The sequence below is a fragment of the Nannocystis bainbridge genome, from assembly GCF_028368995.1.
In the GTDB taxonomy this organism is placed as follows: domain Bacteria; phylum Myxococcota_A; class Polyangia; order Nannocystales; family Nannocystaceae; genus Nannocystis; species Nannocystis bainbridge.
The window spans coordinates 1,083,615-1,099,660 of sequence record NZ_JAQNDL010000002.1 but is presented as its reverse complement, the minus strand read 5'-3'; the positions used below and the strand labels follow the sequence as shown (position 1 = coordinate 1,099,660).

The window sequence follows — 16,046 nt, the reverse complement described above, 5'->3', positions numbered from 1 at the left end:
CGCGGCGTAGCGGAGCCGTCCCCCATCGGCCGTGAGCGCGTCGAAGCCGACCTTGGGCTCCCCAGGTCACGCCGCGTCACCGCGGCCAGGACGGCCGCCCCCCTGTCGGCCGTGAGCGCGTCGAAGCCGACCTTGGGCTCCCCAGGTCACGCCGCGTCACCTCGGCCAGGACGGCCGCCCCCCTGTCGGTGGCCGGTCTGCCGACCTTGCTCGCGCTGGTCGAGCACGGCGTCCCATGCGAGGCAGCCTGCGCGGGCCAAGGCTTTGCTCGGGCTACGGGCCCTGCAGGCGCCCGCGGGGCAGAATGAGGCCGCGTTTCCCCTGGCACCGAGCGCGCCGGGCAGCCGGCAATCGTTGCAACGATCTCGAGTGGCCTGTCCTTCAGGACATCTTTGGAGATTGTCCTCGCCATCGCAACGAGCGGAGCATTCCAGCCAGTCTCAGCGGCCCGGACACAATGTCCATCTCGCGAGTTCGCCGGGCGTGCACATATCCTCAAGGACATGTCCTTCGGGACAATATCCGTTGCCACCATTGCTCGGACTTCACAAGTCCGAACGGACATGTCCCGAAAGACATATCACGCCCATGCCCACCGACCACCATCGGGACGCGAGCGCGGCGAGCTGCCCCTCGCGTCCCGGGTGCGCTCATTTGCAGGACTCGGCCAGGGCCGTCTTCACCTTCGAGCTCGGGCGCTTGGCCAGGATCTGCGTCACCTTGGCCTGCGCCTCGCTCGCCCGACCCATCCCGCACAGCGCCCGGATCCGCCGCTCGTCGAACTTGTCGACCAACTGCCCGCCCGGCAGCTCCTTGTCGTGCTGATCGATGTAGGCCAGCGCCTGGGCCCAGTTGCCGGCCTTGAGCGCCTTGTCGATCGCGCTGAGATACTCGAGCTCGACCAGCACGCGCCCCGGATCTGCCGCGTCCGCCTGGTCCTTGCGCTTGGCCAGCTCCTCGGCCGGATCGGCCTTCTTGGTGCCGCCCGAGCCCGTCTTCGAGCTCGAGCCCGTCTTCTCGGCCGGCGGCTTCTTCGGCGTGGAGCTGCCGGACTCGGACTTCGTCTTCGGAGGCTTGGTCGTCGGCGTCGTGCCCGTCTTCGTCGGCGCCGGATCCGTCTTGCCCGGCGTCGTGCCCGGTGACGTGGTCGGCGTCGTGCCGGGTGTCGCGCCCGGCGACGTGCCCGTCGGAGTCGACGTCGTCGCCCCCGGCACGGCGGGATCGACCGGCACGGGCGCGGCCTCGGGCCCTTCGACCGGCGGCAGCGTCACGGCCTCGGGCTCGACCGTCGGTTCGAGCGTCGGCTGCGCCTGCGACCGCTCCCAGGCGAGGTATCCGCCGCCCCCGGCGATCCCGAGCACCAGCAAGCAAACCAGCACGAGCGCCATCGATCCGGGCACGAGCCGCCGCGGACGTTCATTGAGGTCGCGCTCGGGTACGTCGAGGTCGGCGACGATCGAGCCCGACCGCTTCGGCGGGGCAGCTTGGCGCCCAGGCGCCGGGACCGGACCGGGCGGCCCCCACGCCGCCCCAGGCGCCGGTCCGGGCGGCACCTGTCCCCAGGGACCTGTCCCCGGAGCCATGCCAGCACCCTGTCCCGGTGGCAGCGCCGCCTGCGGCGCCGAGGGAGCATGTCCCCAGGGACCTGTCCCCGGGGCCATCCCACTCCCCGGCTCCGCGCCCGAATGCCCCGCCGGCGGCAGCGCCACCTGCGGCCCCGCGGGATGTCCCCAAGGTCCGGTCCCCGCCGCCGGTTCAGACGCCGGTTGCGACCCCGCTGGATGTCCCCAAGGACCTGTCCCGGGAGCCATCCCCGCCGCCTGTCCGGGCGGAAGCGCCGGCTGCGGCCCCGCAGGAGCCTGTCCCCAGGGACCTGTCCCAGGCGCCATCTGCCCCTGCTCCGCGCCCGAATGCCCAGCCGGCTGCAGCGCTGGTTGCGGCCCCGGAGGAGCCTGTCCCCAGGGACCTCTCCCCGGGGCCATCACTCCACCCTGCTCCGAATGCCCCGCCAGCGGCAACGCTGGTTGCGGCCCCGAGGGAACCTGTCCCCAGGGACCTGTCCCCGGGGACATCACCCCACCCTGCTCCACCCCTGAGTTCCCGGCCGGCGCCAGCGCGGGTTGCGGCCCCGCCGGCACATGCCCCAAAGGACCTGTCCCCGGAGCCATCGCCGGTCCGGCCAGCGGCTGGAACCCGGTCGGCACATGCCCCAAAGGACCTGTCCCCGGAGCCATCCCCGGTCCGGCCGGCGGCTGGAACCCGGTCGGCGCATGTCCCAAGGGACCTGCCTCCGGAGCCATCCCCGGCCCGGCCATCTGGCCCGAAGGACCTGTCCCGACAGGCATTGACGGCACCCCGGAACCCGCGAGCAAACCACCGAAGATCGGCGCCGTCGCTCCCAAAACCGGACTGCCCTGCCCAGGCGCGGGCGCTGCACCCGAACTCCCGGGCGCCGCGCCGGTCGGCAACCCCCCCGGCGGCGGTCCCCAGGCTCCGGGAGCGGGAGAAACTGGCGATACTGGCCCTGAACCGAGCGGCGGCTCACCGACGCCCGGCAACCCCGAAACCGCACCCGGGCCTCCGGCCAAAGGCCCGCTCACCGCAGGCGCCGCGGCCGGACCGTTGCCTTGAGGCGCAGGCCAGCTCCCCGCAGGGCCCTGTCCCCCCGGACCGGGCGGCAACAAACCCGCGACCGCCCCGCCCACGCCTGGCGGCGACGCCGGCCAACCAGAATTCTGCGGACTGCCGCCAATCCCTGGCGGCGGACCCCAGGCAGGCGCACCACCTGTCCCTCCGGCCATCTGCCCACTCGCCGGAGTCCCCGGTCCGGGCGGAGCCGGCCAACCAGCATTCTGCGGATTCCCGACGACCCCAGGCGGCGGACCCCAGGCAGGCGCACCGCCTGTCCCTCCGGCCATCTGCCCACTCGCCGGAGTTCCCGATCCGGGCGGAGCCGGCCAGCCAGCATTCTGCGAACTCCCGGCGACCCCGGGCGGCGGACCCCAGGCAGGCGCACCACCTGTCCCTCCGGCCATCTGCCCACTCGCCCCACCCGGAGCGGCAGCACCCGGCGAACCAGCACTCTGCCCGCTACCCCCGAGCCCGGGCGGCGGTCCCCAGGCGGGCGCCCCACCTGTCCCTCCTGCTACCTGACCACTCGCGCCCGGAGCAGGCCACGCGGGGTTTTGCGCAACCGCACCGACTCCGGCCGGCGCCCCCCCTGGGCCGGCGGCCATCGGCCCGCCCCCAGGCGGCAGACCCTGGCCGTGCCCGACGGCACCTGTCCCTTCGGTCATCTGCGCGAGCGCGGCCAGCACGGACCCGCTATTGACCTCCGCGCCCTGAACTCCCTGCCCGCCGATCGGCGGAGGCGGTGCCAACCCCGGCGCCGCACCTGTCCCTCCGGCCAGCTGTCCACTCGCGCCCGATCCTGCCGGAGCACCATCCTGGGCCTCCGCACCGGCCCCGCCCGGCGTCCCGCCGGCCCCGCCCACCAGCCCTCCCGGGCTCAAGCCGAGGATATCGCCTGAAGCACCGGCCCCCCCGACGACATGTCCCGAAGGGCCTGTCCCCGCGGCCAGCGAGTCGACCTGTCCCGAAGCACCTGTCCCCGCGGCCAGCGAGCCGACCTGTCCCGAAGCACCTGTCCCCGCGGCCAGCGAGCCCTCGACCGCCACCTGTCCCGAAGCATTAGTCCCCGCGGCCAGCGGGCCGACCTGTCCCGAAGCACCTGCCTCCGCGGCCGGCTCTGCCGCCTGCATCGCCCCGCTCGAGGCTCGCCGGAGGCTGATCGGCATGATCCACTGCGAATGCGCCGGCTCGGCCCCCTCCGGCGTCAGCGACCGCGGCGCCAGCCGGGCCTCCAGCGCCGCGAACTGCAGCTCGCGCTGGACAGGCGGCGGATCGAGCACGCGCACCAGGTCGTGAAGCACCTCTTCGGCGCCGGCCGCAGCCGTCGCCGCCGCGAAGTCCCGCACCAGTTCGACCACCTGGGCTCGCGCCGCCTCGAAGCCGACTCCGAGCTCTGCCGAGATCTCGGGGACCCGCAGACCGCCGAGCTCCGCCAGCACGAACACCTCGCGGGCCTGCGGCGCCAGACCCCCGACAAACCGCGCCAGCACATCCGAACCGGGAAATTCGACCGGCACGTCGACGGTCGCCGGCGGCATCTCCTCGCGGTACCACTCGGCCACTCGCCGCGTCAGCGTGACCAGCCGCGAGCGGGCGATCGCCAGCTGCTGCAAGTCCTCGCCGCGCCCGTGGGCCATCACGAACGTCTGCAGGGCCACGTCGTCGAGCAACGACGACGGGATCCCGAACAGACGGGCGGCGGCTCGCACGACGCCGAAGTGCTGGTGAAACGCATCGCGCAGCCCCTGCGCATCGGATTCGGCGGCCTTCGTGGGATCGGTCAACGCGCCTGCGAGTATGCCCGCACGCCACGCCCCGGTGCTAGCCTGCCGACGCGGCCACCCGCGGGCTCGTCCTCACCGGCGGGGTCACGCACCAGCCCGGCGCCATACACGCCTCGCCGAGCTCGCCCACAGCCCTTTCGCGTCCTCGCCAGGGAATCCGCCCACCGGACCGCGCACGCCCTCGACCTCCCGGCTGCGCAGCCACTGGCGCGAACTGCCGACCCGGGCCGCACACCCACATGCCGCCGCTCGCTCGCTCCAGCCTGCGCGCCCCCGGCCTCGGCATCCAATCGGCGCGAGCCCGATCCATCTTCTCCTCGACACGACGCCGCATCGTCCACCCGGGCGCAGATCGGCGAGCACCTGAGCGCCGACTACCTGTGCGGACTCGCGGTCACCATCCCACACGACCTCGGCGGTCCATCTTCGAGATCGGCGCGACGCCGATCCATCGGTCGGAGCGCCGCTCGAACGACGGACGAAGTTGCCCCCGTCAGCGCCGCGATCCCGCAGTTCTTCCCCGCGAGCGCCTTCACGCCGACCCAGGCGCCCGCATGCACGTGCCATCACCAAACACTTACCCGCGACCACCACTGCAAGAGACCGCAGCATCCGGCGATCACCAGCTCTCCATACTGCTGTCCCCGAGGACATGCCCGATCGACCATGCCCCCGGAGACATGCCCTTTTCGACATGTCCCCGAGACCTTCGGACTCACAGCGCGCGCTGACCGGCCTCGACCAGCGCCCGCAGCCCGAACACCACCGCCGCCAGCACCCCGGCCTGGGCCGCGAACACCAGCAAGAAGTTGCCGCGGCTCACTCCCAACATGCCGCTCGCCATCATCAGCCCGCCCCCGAACAGGGCCGCATAGACCGCGAGCCCGAGGAACGGGCGCGCGCCCGGGGCCCCGAGCAGCGGGATCAGGGCCAGCGTCACGAACACCAGGCCGAAGCCGAACCGCGCCAGCAGGCCGAAGAAGCCGGCGTAGCCGCGAAAGCGCGTCAGCAGCGGCAGCACCGCTTGCACCGCCCCCACCAGCGGCACCAACCATAAGAGCAGCCGCGTCGCGCCGAGCGCCGTCGAGGCCACCTTCGCCTCGGCCGGCGCCAGCCCGGTGGCCACCACCGTGTCGACGATCTCCTTCGTCGCCACGACCAGGCGCGAGAGGTTGCGCAGGCTTGGCCCCGCGCCGAACGCCTCGAGCTGCTGAAGCGCCGGAGCGATCAGCGGCTTCACGCTCTCGAACTCGCGCGAGCCCTCGATCTGGCGGCGCATCGACTCCACCCCGAACACGTCTCCCGCCGCCGAGCCGCCGGCCCGCATGTCCACCAGCGGCAGGAAGAACGACGCGGCGAGCAGCGCTCCGCCGATCGACGCCGTCACCTTGGTCAAGCTCAGCGGCTCGTCGGTCACCCGCACAGGCTAGCGGGCCCTGCCCGACCGCGAAAGTCCCGCTTGCACGGTCGCCGTCGCTCGCGTCCCATGGCCTCGTGCTCGCTCGCCCCGGCCGCCTCCGTCGCCTGCTGCAGGAACACCTCGGCAACGTCGGCGCTATCAAGGCAGCCCGGGGGTCACAGGTCGAAGGTATCGGCGCGCCGGTTCGCCTCCGCGACGCTCCCGAGCGCCGCGCTCGCGGGCTCGCTCGCACCGGCCGAAACCACCGAGCTCGCATCTCCCCAGCATCCCACGAGCGCGAGCGATCGAGCCCCTGCCGCCTCCGCACCACGCTCGCCCCTGGAATCGCGCGCCTCCTCCGAACCATCTCCGTCGTAATCGTCGGCATCGCCGCCCCCGCCCTCGCGCACGCACACGAGCGCGGCCTCTCGCGTGCCGAGCTCCGGGTCGCCGGGGCGCGCATCACCGCCGAGCTGGTGTTCGCCCGTCCCGAGATCGTCGAGCTCGTGCCAGGCGCCGACGCCGATCGCAGCGGGCAGCTCGACGAGCTCGAGCTCCTGTCCGTCGAGACATTGCTCAGCGAGCAGGTCCTCACGGGCATCCACATCTTCCGCGACACCGCCGCCTGCCCCGGCACCGTCGAGAAGATCAGCTTCGTCGAGGAGGACGGCCTCTCCGTCGCGGTCGGCTTCGCCTGCCCCGGCCCGCTCGACGCCTTCACCCTCCGCCTCCCGCTGCTCGGCCGCCTCGCCCCCGGCCACCGGCTCCTCGGCCATGTTGTCTTTCAGGACATGTCCTCTCAGCCAGGTGTCCCCGAGCTCGATTTCGTGGCGCACCGGCGCAGATCCGCGCTGACCATCCGCCGACCCGAACTCGCGACCACCTCGACCCCGGAGCCCGGAGCCGCATCGAAGCCGGCGGCGCAGCCGATCGCGATCCCCGAGCCTGCGCCCGCGCGCCCGCGCTGGCCGTGGCTGGTCCTCGCGGCCGCGCCCGTGGGCCTCGCCGTGGTTTTCCTCCTCCGTCGCCGGCGACCCGCGTAGGATCGACGGGTGACCGACGCCGACATCCGCGAGCTCGTCCGCCACGGCGCGACCATCGAGGCCATTCGCCGCCATCGCGCTCGCCACGGCGGCACCCTGCTGGCCGCCCGCGCCGCGGTCGAAGCTCTGCGCTGGGAGTTCACCCAGGCGTCCAGACCGGCGCTGTCGGCATTCGAGGCCGAGCTCGACCGACTGTTGCGCGACGATCAGAAGATCGAGGCGATCAAGCGCTTCCGCGAGGTCCACGGCGTCGGCCTCAAGGAAGCGAAGGACGCGATCGACGCGCGCGCCGAGGCACGCGAGCGCCGTCGCTGACGTCTGGCCCTCCGGCGCTCCTGCCTCTCGCCCCGGACTCGCGCGATTCCCACGCGCATCCCCGGACCACGCTCGCCTCTCGTCCGCGCCACACCGGCGAGCGCACTGTCAGCACCTCGCGGTTCCCCATCGCGCGGCGATCGCGTCACTCACTCCGGATGATCGAGCGACCAAACGACGAGAGCCGCCTTGCGGCGGCTCTCGGGGCCATGAACTTGGCTGATTGTCTTATGGGCGCGATAGGGATCGAACCTATGGCTTCCACCGTGTGAAGGTGGCACTCTACCGCTGAGTTACGCGCCCGCAGCGGGTGGAGGCGCCTTATAGCCTTCCTCGCTCCCGGCCGCAAGCCCCCACATCGAGAGTCTCGCCGGTTCTCGACCGGACGGACGGGTGGCGGCCGCGGTGCGGACCGCGGCCACCGGGCGGGCCTTCAGCCCGGCTCCATCCCGCGGGCCTGCTTGATGAGCTCGCGGAGTTGCTTGGCGCCCAGCTGCGTCGCCGCCGCGGACAGCTCGTTGAGCAGCTCGGACTTGCCGGTGTTGCGGTGCTTCGTCTTCGGCAGGAGCTCGCTGGGATCGCACCCGAAGGCCTGCGAGAGCAGCAGCAGCGACTCGATCCGCGGCGCCTTGTAGCCGAGCTCGAGCTTGTTGACGGTGGTGACCGTCAGGCCGGTGGCCTTCGCAAGCTCCTCGATCGTCATGTGCGGGCGCCAGCCCGTCTCGTTCTGCCGCTTGCGGCGCGTCTTCGGAGGCGGCGTATTCATTCGCCATTGGCGAATGCGCTTGCCGATCTCTTGTGCAACTTCGTTTTCGTCCATGGTCCCGTCGCTCATTGGTGGTGGATTGGGAGAGTCAGACGATGACACATGATTCCTGGCCCTTAGAACAGTCACCGAATGGAGATAACTCATGGGGGAACCCGGCCCCAGCGACAGGACCTCTGGGACCTGTCCTTCGGGACCGGCGCCAGCGCCCGGCCGCGCACCGGAACCTTCAGGCATGCCCCAAGCGCCAGGGTCTTGAGGCCAGGTGCCATGGGTCACATGCGGAGGCCGATCTTCACCTGGCCCTTGGCACAGGCGGGGGTGACGCCCGGATCTTCGCCATGCACGGCGTCGCCGATCGAGACGCGCGGAGCGGGCCGATCTCTTGGGACAGGTGACGCGCGCGCGTCGGCGATCACGGCCCCGCGGCCGGCGGTCGTACGCGCGCGGGCGCTGGCGGACCGCCGTCGGACCCGGGCCCGCGAGAACCGCCGCCAGGCGGCCCCAGACGGCCGATTACGGGCCCGCACCGCGATCTTCGCTATCGTCGACATCATGCGCAGCGTCCGCCTTCTTGGGCTCCTCGTCACCGTCTCGCTCCTCCCTGCCTGTCCCTTCCCTCTGTTCGGCGGCGACGACGATGGCGACTTCGACGACGACGACGACGGCGACGGTGACGGCAACGACGCCAACGGCTTCGTCTCCGCGACCGACGGCGGAACCGGGGGTCCGGGCGGCAGCGGCTGGGACAGCGGCGACCAGCCGACCACCACCGGCATCGAGATGACCGGCGCCGACAACGAGCCCGAGGTCGGCTGTCCGTGCGCCGAGGGCACCGAGCTCGTGTACGTCCTCTCCGATGTCGGCTCGCTGTGGAGCTTCGATCCGAAGTCGGGCGAGTTCGCCTTTATCGCCGACATCCACTGCGGCGGCATGGTCGACACCTATTCGATGGGCGTCAGTCGCAAGGGCCGCGCCTGGATTCAGTACTGGAACGGCGACCTCTATACCGTCGACCTCAACGACGCCAGCGACCCCGTGAAGTGCCTCGATCCCGGGTTCACCCCCGACAACCCGATGTTCCCGCAGTTCGGCATGGCCTTCGTCGCCAACAGCCTGAACGACCCGTGCGACAAGCTCTACGCCCACTCCGGCATCTCGCCCGACCTCCAGGGCCCCGACGTGGGAGCGCTCGGCGTCATCGATCCGCAGTCCCTCGTCCTCTCGACGATCGCCGGCATCGACTACGCCTGGGGCGAGCTCACCGGCACCGGCACCGGCCGGCTGTTCGCGTTCCAGGGCTTAGCGCCCTCGATCCTCACCGAGTACGACAAGGACACCGGCGCCGTGATCGACGTGCTGCCGCTGCCCGGTCTCAAGAGCGAGAGCGCGTTCGCGTTCGCCTGGTGGGGCGGCGACTTCTACCTCTTCACCTCCACCGGCGCTTTCGTCACCAACAGCGAGGTCTGGCACCTCGACTTCGACAACAGCGACGACAGCGACCAGGCGCTCACCCTGCTCACCCAGGCCCCGGTCCGGATCGTCGGCGCCGGCGTCTCGACCTGCGCCCCGCCGCTGCCGATGTGACGCGGCGAGCTCCGGTGTTCCATGCCCCTCAGGACATGTCCGGAGAGGCATGTCCTCCGCGACAGGTCGTGGCTCACTCGTTCGCGGCCAGGAACTCCGCAGCCCGGGCCAGCACCGAGGGGCGCCACTGCAGCACGCTGTGGGCCCCGCCGATCAGCTCCGGATCGATCCCCGGCAGCGCCGTCTCGGCCACGCCGACCAGGCCGTCGTTGTTGCCGGCGATCCAGCGCGAGTAGCCGCGCTCGCCCTTGCGCTTGCCGCCGGCCAGGATCAGCACCTGGGCGCTCGTGGGCGGCGGCGGCAGCATGGCCGCGCGATCGGGTTGCAGCACCTCGGCCGCCGCGCCGTACAGCCAGCGAAACGGCTTGAAGCCCCGCAGCCGGGCCGCCAGCGCCGCTCCCTGGTTCGGCGGCGCCAACATGGCGACGCGTTGCCGGTGCGCCTGCTCGGCCGCTCCCGGCCGGGCCAGGTACGCCCGCGCGACCAGCCCGCCCATGCTGTGGGTCAGGATCCCGAGCGTCGGCACCTTCTGGCCTTCGAGCCAGGTGGTGAGGAACTGCTCGAGCCGCTCCGCGTGGCGCTCGAGGCTGTCGGTGCGGGTCGCGTAGCCGAAGGCGGCCGCCTGAAAGCCGCGGTTCTCCAGGTAGCGGACCACCGGCCACAGGCCCACGCGCGAACGCAGGGCCCCGTGGATCACCACTACCGGGATCGGCGGCGGACGGATCACGCGCGAGGCGTCCACGGGCCCCCCTCCCACTGGCGCGCCAGCTTCGGTTGCGCCGCCGCGCGGGCGGACAGCATCCACCACGCGACCGCGACCGCCAGCAGCAGCCCGAGCCCCGACACCTGTTGCAGCCGGAGCGGCCCGAGCGTCAGCGGCGACGCGTCGAAGCGCAGCGGCTCGAACACCACCGCGCGGCCGAGCAGGAACACCGCCGCGACCGCGAGGAGCGGCTGGCCCGAGAAGCGACGGAACCGGCGCAACAAGAAGCCCGCGCCCGCCGCCACCACGCAGGTGGCCGCCAGGTACAGCTGGACCGGGTGCACCGGCGCCGACGTCGTCTCGGTGAGCCCGGGCAGCCCAGGGAACGCCGCCGTGTGCAGCAGGAACGCCGGTGAGCCGGCGGGGTACGTGACCCCGAGGCCATGTCCCAAGTCACCTGGCCCGACGTACATGCCGAAATCAGCCCCGGCGAAGAACGCCCCGACCCGCTCGATCACCCCGCCGAGCGCGACGGCCGGAGCCCAGCAGTCGAGCCACGCCAGCGTCGGCACCTGGAAGCGCCGACAACCGATCGTTGCCACCGCCAGCGCCGCGAACAGCCCGCCGAACACCGCCAGGCCGCCGGCCGGCAGCGAGCGCAGGTGCGACAGCTCGAGCCCTTGCCCCTGCTGCAGCAGATGACCGGCGCGCGCGGCGAGCAGCCCAGCGATGGCCGACAGCACGAATACGGTGCCGAGGACCTCGGGGGGCAGCTTGTCGCGGCGGGCCAGCAGCAGCGACACCAGCCACGCGGTCACCAGCGCGACGGCGACCGCGAGTCCGTAGGACGTGATGGCCCACCCGAGGCCCGGGAGAGTGAACAGCTCGGGCGCCATCGTCGCGAATCACTCTTCGGCGTAGACCGCTTCTTCCTTCTCTTGCGCCTCTTTACACTGAATGCACAGCGGGGTCTCCGGCCGTGCTTGCAGGCGCTTGAGCGAGATCGGCTCCTCGCACTCCTCGCAGGTCCCGTAGGTGTTCTGGTCGATCTTGCGGAGCGCGAGGTCGATCTTCTCCATCAAGAACTTCTCGCGCCCGCGCAGGCGGAAGCTGAACGCCTGCATGTATTCGCTGGACGCTTGGTCGACCTCGTCGAAGCGATCGTCGGGCGACAACACCATGTCGCTCTCGAGCGTACGCTGCGCCTGACTGATGAGGGCGTTCCTCCGCTCGAGCAGCATCGCGCGGAATTTCTCGTTCTGAGCTTTCGTCAAGGCCATCGTGACGACTCCGTCCTCTATGGGGTGCGCACCGAAGAGATCCCCGGTGAGGCAGTGTGGCGCCCGGCTTCGCAGGTTGTCCAGGGCGGACTGCGAAATTGGGGCGGCAGGGTAGCTTAGCGAGTGTCCTGGGTAAACACCCCGCGGACAAAGAAGCGCAAGAGTTCGTCAGCGAGCCGATCCGGATCGGCGAAGGGCGCGGGCGTCACTTCGGAGGCCACTGCGGTCTCGTCTGGACCACCCGTGACGGCCGCGGGCTCGCTCGCTTCGGCCCCGGGCGCAGGAACCGCGGTCGACGTCGCGCGCCGTCCCGCGAGCATGCGGGTGAGGATCTCTTTCAGAGCCCCGAGAGCGCTGACGGCGATGATCGTCTCGTCGCACTCGCGCGCGATCCCGAGGCGGCTACCCACGCGGACCGCCTGTCCGATCAGACCGATCACCTGCTCGTAGAAGAGATCGAGTTGGGCTCGCGCCTCGGCATCGAGCGCGTCGTCGCGGAGCACGATCGTCGCGAGATCTTCGTGCTGAAGCACGGTGTGGATCACACGGCGAAAGTTGGCCCGCATCTGGGCCAGCGGTTCGCCCTCGTTCGGGTCGAGCGAGATCTTGCGGACGCTGCCACGAATGACCGCCAAAAACCCCGCCGAGAGAGCGGCGAAGATCTCGCGCTTGCTGGTGAAATACAGATAGAAAGTGCCACGCGCGATCCGGGCGCCATCGATGATGTCGCCGACCGACGTCGCGTGGTAGCCCTTCTCTTTGAACACCTGAGTGGCGGCCGCCAGGATGAGCCCGCGTCGCTGCTCCCGCCGCGCTTGCGCACGTGCAGAACGCCCATCCGTGCCACTCTCGGCCTCGCCGCCGGAGGCCTCTTCCACGCTCGAGTCCGGTCGGCCCGCGACCGGTCGCAGGCGCCCGAAAACGCGCGGATCCCCGGCGGCGAGTGCGCCTTCCGCCCCTGGATTTGTCCCCTCTTCCAGCCCCGGCGCGCCGTGGTCGGCGTCATGCTCGCGGTTGACAGCCAAACGCCGCGAAGCCTACCCTAAATTCCGCGATTTTCACCAGCGGAGACCACATCGGCATGGCTAGCTCGGACAAGCGCAAGCAGTCACTCTATTTCCCCGAACAGATGTTAAAGGAGATCCAGGAGGAGGCTAACCGCCAGGACCGCTCGCTTTCTTGGATCGTCCAGAAGGCCTGGAAGATCGCCCGCAAGGACATCATGAAGTACCCCAGCGTCAACGAACTCGCGGATGACGCCCCGGATGACGAGCGCGGGCGGAACGAATAACCGCGCCCCCGACCCCTTGGCGGCCGGGCCGCTCACGCTTCGCCTCCGGCGCGACGATGGAGCCTCGGTTCGGCTTTTCGTGAGCGGCCCCAAGGACGCCCCACCTCCCGCGATCCTCATCCTGGACGGCCTCGGCTGCGCAGGTTGGGCCTTCGAACGCATCGTGCCGCTCCTCAGTGAAGGGCGGCGCGTTGCGCTCATGCACTATCGCGGCCACGGCCAATCCCCCGACCCACCGCGGCCGTGGCGGCTCAGCATCCCCACGCTGGCCGACGACGCTGCGGCCGCGTGCGACCACCTGGGCATCGGCCCGGTGGTCGCGGTGGGCTTTTCCATGGGGTTCCCGGTCGCGCTGGAGCTGTACCGACGGCACCGCGAACGCGTGGCCGGCCTGCTCTCGTTGGCCGGCCCCAGCGGCCGCGTGCTCGACAGCTTCCAGGGCACGCAGAACTTCCGCCGCCTGCTTCCGCTGGCCCTCGCGGCCACCCGGATCGCCCGCGACGTGACGACCCGGACCTGGCGTAAGTGGCTGCCCTCGCCGCTCTCGCGCGAGATCAGCCTGCGCAGCGGCCAGGTCAACGCCGAGCGCATCGAGGTCGCCGACCTCGAGCTCTACATGCGCGGCATCGCGGCGATGAACCCCGAGCTGTTCCTCGCGGTCGTCGACGAGGCCCAGCGCCACAGCGCCGCCGACGTCCTGCCCACGATCGCCGTGCCGACGCTGGTGGTCGCCGGAGCGCGCGACAACTTCGTCCCGCTGGCGACGATGCGAGCCCTGGTAGCCCAGATCCCGCGCGCGCAGTGGAAGGTCTACCCGGCCGCCACGCACGCGCTCCCGGCCGAGTACCCGCTCGAGATCGCCGACGAGATCGCCGCGTTCATCGACCACACGGTCCGGCCCTCGCTGTCCTCAAGGACATGACCTCAGGGACATGACCTCGGGGACATGACCTCAGGGGCATGACCTCAGGGACATGACCTCAGGGACATGACCTCAGGGGCATGACCTCAGGGGCATGATCCTGCGAGAGTCGACCGAGCGCGGCCCGTGGTCCCGGCATGTCCTCGCAGACATGCCCCCGAGCGCATAGGCTTCGGAGCACGTCACCGGCGCCCTACGCGGGCGCACCCGGGCTCACTTCGGCTTGGCGGTGGGCGCGGCCGAGCTGGCGGCCTCGTCCTTCTCGACGACGAAGCGGACCAGCTTCTTGATGGTGTTGTTGCGCTCGATGTTGCCGAGGATCTTCACCAGGTCGTCGTACGCCTTGGGGTCCTTGAGCAGCTTGCCGAGCGTGCCGTCGCCCTTCTCGATGGTAGAGACGACCTTGCTGACGTTGTCGAGCGTCTCCTCGAGGTCCTTCACCATCTCGCCCTTCGGGTCGTAGACGACCTTGGCGAGCAAGCTGCGGTTGTTCGGGTCCTTGAGGTCCTTGATGACCGTCGACACGTCCGACATCACCTTGCGGCCGTCGTCGACCAGCGGCTGCAGGTTGTCGTCGATCTTCGTCATGCTGCTCTTGGCCTTGGCGACGAAGCCGTTGAGGTTCTGCGCGGTGTCGCGGACGCTGCGGAGCGTCGCCCCGAAGTCGCGCACGTACTGGTCGTCGTTGAGCAGCGCGCCGACGAGGCCCTTGCCCTCGGCGATCTGGCGCGACACCTCGTTGACGTTGGCGAGCAGGCCCTGGACGTTGCGGATGGTCTTCTCGTCGCCCATCGCCGACGCGAGCTCGGCGATGCCGCCGATCGTCTCCTCGACCTTGCCGAACACGCCGTCGACGCGCTCCTTGACGTTGTCGAGCTCCTCGATGAGCGACGGCGTGGTCTGGATCCGGCCGCCGGAGGGGATCGGCGCGCCGCGGCCGACCGAGATCTGGACCAGTTGGTCGCCGAGCAGGCCGTTCTGCGACACCGTCGCGCGGCTGTCCTCGCGGATGTGCCGCAGGCTGTCGGCGAACACGCTGAGGGTCACGCGGATGCGCTTGTGGTCGGTCGTGAAGCCGTCGCACACGCCCGTGTTGCCGGTCCACGACACCCGGCGGTAGCGGCGGCGGAACTCCTGCGTGACGCACACCTCGGTCTCACTGCACTGCGAGTCCTCCTCGCACGGCGGGTGGAGATCCTTGTTGAAGGAGTACGCCTCGAGCTCGGCGCACTTGCCCTCCGGCGCGCAGAACATCGTGCGGTCGCAGTCATCGGTGCGCTCCTGGCCGAACCGGCCGCGGTCCTCGGTCAGCGGGTTGCAGGGGTACTCGAGCTCGACGAACTCGCGGTCCTGCACCACCCCGATCTCGATGCCCTCGAGCTGGACCGGGCTGCCCTTCTTGAGGCCCGAGACCTGGCGGAAGTCGGCGTAGACGAGGCCCTTCTCCTTCCAGGTGCCCTTGCCCTGGCCGATGATGAAGATCGACAGCACCCCGGCGGCGCCGAGGCCGAGCACGAACATGCCGACGATCAGGTTGAGGCGGGCTTCGTTCTTGCGGTTGGCCATCAGTCCTGGTCCTCGTGATAGATGCCGTTGATGAACTCGTGGACCTCGGGCGCCGGGTTGGCCTGGATCTCCGCCGGCGTGCCGATGTACGGGAACTTCCGCTGCCACAACATCGCCACGCGGTTCGAGCAGTTCCACGCGATCGGCATGTCGTGGGTCACGACGATGCTGGTCACGCCGAGCTCTTTCTGCAGCTTGCGGATCATGTGGCCGATGCGCTCGATGTTGGCCGGGTCGAGGCCGGTCGTCGGCTCATCGTACAAGATCACCTCGGGCTTGATGGCGATCGAGCGCGCGAGCGCGGCGCGCTTGCGCATGCCGCCGCTGAGGCTGGCGGGCATCCGGTAGAGGATCTCCTTGTCGTAGCCGAGACCCACCATGTCGAGGCACTCGCGCGCGCGCTCGAGCATCTCCTGGTCCGACATCTTGGTGTGCTCGCGCAGCGCGTAGGTGACGTTGTCGAACACGCTCATGGAGTCGAACAGCGCGCCGCCCTGGAACACCATCGCCACGTTGCGCCGCAGCTCGCGGAGGTTCTCGGCGTCCATCTCGCCGACCTCCTTGCCGCGGTAGAGCACGTGGCCCGCCTCGTAGGGCAAGAGGCCGATCATCAGCTTGAGGCACACGCTCTTGCCCATGCCGCTGCCGCCGATGATCGTGAAGGTCTCGCCGGCCTCGACGGCGAAGCTCATGTCCTCGTAGATGACGTTGTCGCCGAAGCGCTTGTAGACGTTGCGGAGCTCGATGATCGGCGCCATG

15 protein-coding genes and 1 tRNA gene are annotated in these 16,046 nt (G+C 70.6%); 4 read left to right on the top strand and 12 right to left on the bottom strand.

Annotation, left to right across the window (positions count from 1 at the left end; translation table 11 throughout):
• Positions 1-650: 650 nt before the first annotated feature.
• From POL25_RS22025 to POL25_RS22015, 3 genes are all read right to left on the bottom strand, one after another.
• Positions 651-4,415: a hypothetical protein gene (locus POL25_RS22025; RefSeq protein WP_272088102.1), complete on the bottom strand. Its 3,765-nt coding sequence runs from the start codon at positions 4,413-4,415 to the stop codon at positions 651-653.
• A gap of 715 nt (positions 4,416-5,130) precedes the next feature.
• The gene (locus POL25_RS22020) at positions 5,131-5,832 is read right to left on the bottom strand and encodes a hypothetical protein (RefSeq protein WP_272088101.1); all 702 of its coding nucleotides are present in this window, start codon (positions 5,830-5,832) and stop codon (positions 5,131-5,133) included.
• 158 nt (positions 5,833-5,990) lie between these two features.
• Positions 5,991-6,650 carry a hypothetical protein gene (locus POL25_RS22015; RefSeq protein ID WP_272088100.1) on the bottom strand — a complete coding sequence of 220 codons (660 nt, stop codon included), beginning with the start codon at positions 6,648-6,650 and terminating at the stop codon, positions 5,991-5,993.
• Between the two features lie 216 nt (positions 6,651-6,866).
• Here POL25_RS22015 and POL25_RS44455 point away from each other — a divergent pair, with 216 nt between their 5' ends.
• Positions 6,867-7,172: a ribosomal protein L7/L12 gene (locus tag POL25_RS44455; protein WP_272088099.1), complete on the top strand. Its 306-nt coding sequence runs from the start codon at positions 6,867-6,869 to the stop codon at positions 7,170-7,172.
• Between the two features lie 231 nt (positions 7,173-7,403).
• Here POL25_RS44455 and POL25_RS22005 read toward each other — a convergent pair.
• The 3 genes from POL25_RS22005 to POL25_RS21995 all read right to left on the bottom strand — a co-directional run bounded on the left by POL25_RS22005 (position 7,404) and on the right by POL25_RS21995 (position 8,495).
• Positions 7,404-7,475: transfer RNA gene (locus POL25_RS22005), tRNA-Val, on the bottom strand.
• A 130-nt stretch (positions 7,476-7,605) separates the two neighbouring features.
• A complete protein-coding gene (locus POL25_RS22000) occupies positions 7,606-7,938 on the bottom strand; it encodes a helix-turn-helix domain-containing protein (protein WP_272088098.1) in 333 nt (110 codons plus the stop codon).
• A 275-nt stretch (positions 7,939-8,213) separates the two neighbouring features.
• Positions 8,214-8,495, bottom strand: a complete 282-nt coding sequence (locus tag POL25_RS21995; RefSeq protein WP_272088097.1) for a hypothetical protein — start codon at positions 8,493-8,495, stop codon at positions 8,214-8,216.
• Between POL25_RS21995 and POL25_RS21990 the strand changes: the two genes are divergently transcribed.
• Positions 8,494-9,525, top strand: coding sequence for a hypothetical protein (locus POL25_RS21990; protein ID WP_272088096.1), 1,032 nt, complete (start codon positions 8,494-8,496; stop codon positions 9,523-9,525). The two genes, POL25_RS21995 and POL25_RS21990, sit on opposite strands and share 2 nt — an antisense overlap.
• Before the next feature lie 73 nt (positions 9,526-9,598).
• On the opposite strand, the gene POL25_RS21985 is transcribed toward POL25_RS21990, so the two are convergent.
• The 4 genes from POL25_RS21985 to POL25_RS21970 form a co-directional block, all read right to left on the bottom strand.
• The gene (locus tag POL25_RS21985; RefSeq protein ID WP_272088095.1) at positions 9,599-10,267 is read right to left on the bottom strand and encodes an alpha/beta hydrolase family protein; all 669 of its coding nucleotides are present in this window, start codon (positions 10,265-10,267) and stop codon (positions 9,599-9,601) included.
• Complete coding sequence (locus tag POL25_RS21980; RefSeq protein WP_272088094.1) at positions 10,249-11,124, bottom strand: prolipoprotein diacylglyceryl transferase; 876 nt, start codon at positions 11,122-11,124, stop codon at positions 10,249-10,251. The genes POL25_RS21985 and POL25_RS21980 overlap by 19 nt, the downstream gene beginning before the upstream one ends.
• A 9-nt stretch (positions 11,125-11,133) precedes the next feature.
• Entirely contained in the window at positions 11,134-11,508 is a 375-nt protein-coding gene (locus POL25_RS21975; RefSeq protein ID WP_267689369.1) for a TraR/DksA family transcriptional regulator, read from the bottom strand.
• 116 nt (positions 11,509-11,624) lie between these two features.
• A complete protein-coding gene (locus POL25_RS21970; protein WP_272088093.1) occupies positions 11,625-12,533 on the bottom strand; it encodes a TetR/AcrR family transcriptional regulator in 909 nt (302 codons plus the stop codon).
• Positions 12,534-12,589: 56 nt separating this feature from the next.
• On the opposite strand from POL25_RS21970, the gene POL25_RS21965 reads away from it, so the two are divergent.
• Both POL25_RS21965 and POL25_RS21960 read left to right on the top strand, forming a co-directional pair.
• Positions 12,590-12,799 carry a TIGR04563 family protein gene (locus tag POL25_RS21965; protein ID WP_096334150.1) on the top strand — a complete coding sequence of 70 codons (210 nt, stop codon included), beginning with the start codon at positions 12,590-12,592 and terminating at the stop codon, positions 12,797-12,799.
• Positions 12,800-12,878: 79 nt separating this feature from the next.
• Complete coding sequence (locus POL25_RS21960; RefSeq protein ID WP_272088092.1) at positions 12,879-13,721, top strand: alpha/beta fold hydrolase; 843 nt, start codon at positions 12,879-12,881, stop codon at positions 13,719-13,721.
• 213 nt (positions 13,722-13,934) lie between these two features.
• Here the strand turns inward: POL25_RS21960 and POL25_RS21955 are convergent, their stop codons facing one another.
• Positions 13,935-15,287, bottom strand: coding sequence for an MlaD family protein (locus POL25_RS21955; RefSeq protein WP_272088091.1), 1,353 nt, complete (start codon positions 15,285-15,287; stop codon positions 13,935-13,937).
• Complete coding sequence (locus POL25_RS21950; RefSeq protein ID WP_272088090.1) at positions 15,287-16,045, bottom strand: ABC transporter ATP-binding protein; 759 nt, start codon at positions 16,043-16,045, stop codon at positions 15,287-15,289. Before POL25_RS21950 ends, POL25_RS21955 begins: the two co-directional genes overlap by 1 nt.
• Position 16,046 lies beyond the last annotated feature (1 nt).

Excerpts from the sequence above, each read along its gene's own strand:
- POL25_RS21980 (WP_272088094.1), bottom strand. The coding sequence starts at position 11,124 with ATGGCGCCCGAGCTGTTCACTCTCCCGGGCCTCGGGTGGGCCATCACG.
- POL25_RS21995 (WP_272088097.1), bottom strand. The coding sequence starts at position 8,495 with ATGATGTCGACGATAGCGAAGATCGCGGTGCGGGCCCGTAATCGGCCG.
- POL25_RS21990 (WP_272088096.1), top strand. The coding sequence starts at position 8,494 with ATGCGCAGCGTCCGCCTTCTTGGGCTCCTCGTCACCGTCTCGCTCCTC.
- POL25_RS21950 (WP_272088090.1), bottom strand. The coding sequence starts at position 16,045 with ATGGCGCCGATCATCGAGCTCCGCAACGTCTACAAGCGCTTCGGCGAC.
- POL25_RS21955 (WP_272088091.1), bottom strand. The coding sequence starts at position 15,287 with ATGGCCAACCGCAAGAACGAAGCCCGCCTCAACCTGATCGTCGGCATG.
- POL25_RS21975 (WP_267689369.1), bottom strand. The coding sequence starts at position 11,508 with ATGGCCTTGACGAAAGCTCAGAACGAGAAATTCCGCGCGATGCTGCTC.
- POL25_RS21965 (WP_096334150.1), top strand. The coding sequence starts at position 12,590 with ATGGCTAGCTCGGACAAGCGCAAGCAGTCACTCTATTTCCCCGAACAG.
- POL25_RS22000 (WP_272088098.1), bottom strand. The coding sequence starts at position 7,938 with ATGAATACGCCGCCTCCGAAGACGCGCCGCAAGCGGCAGAACGAGACG.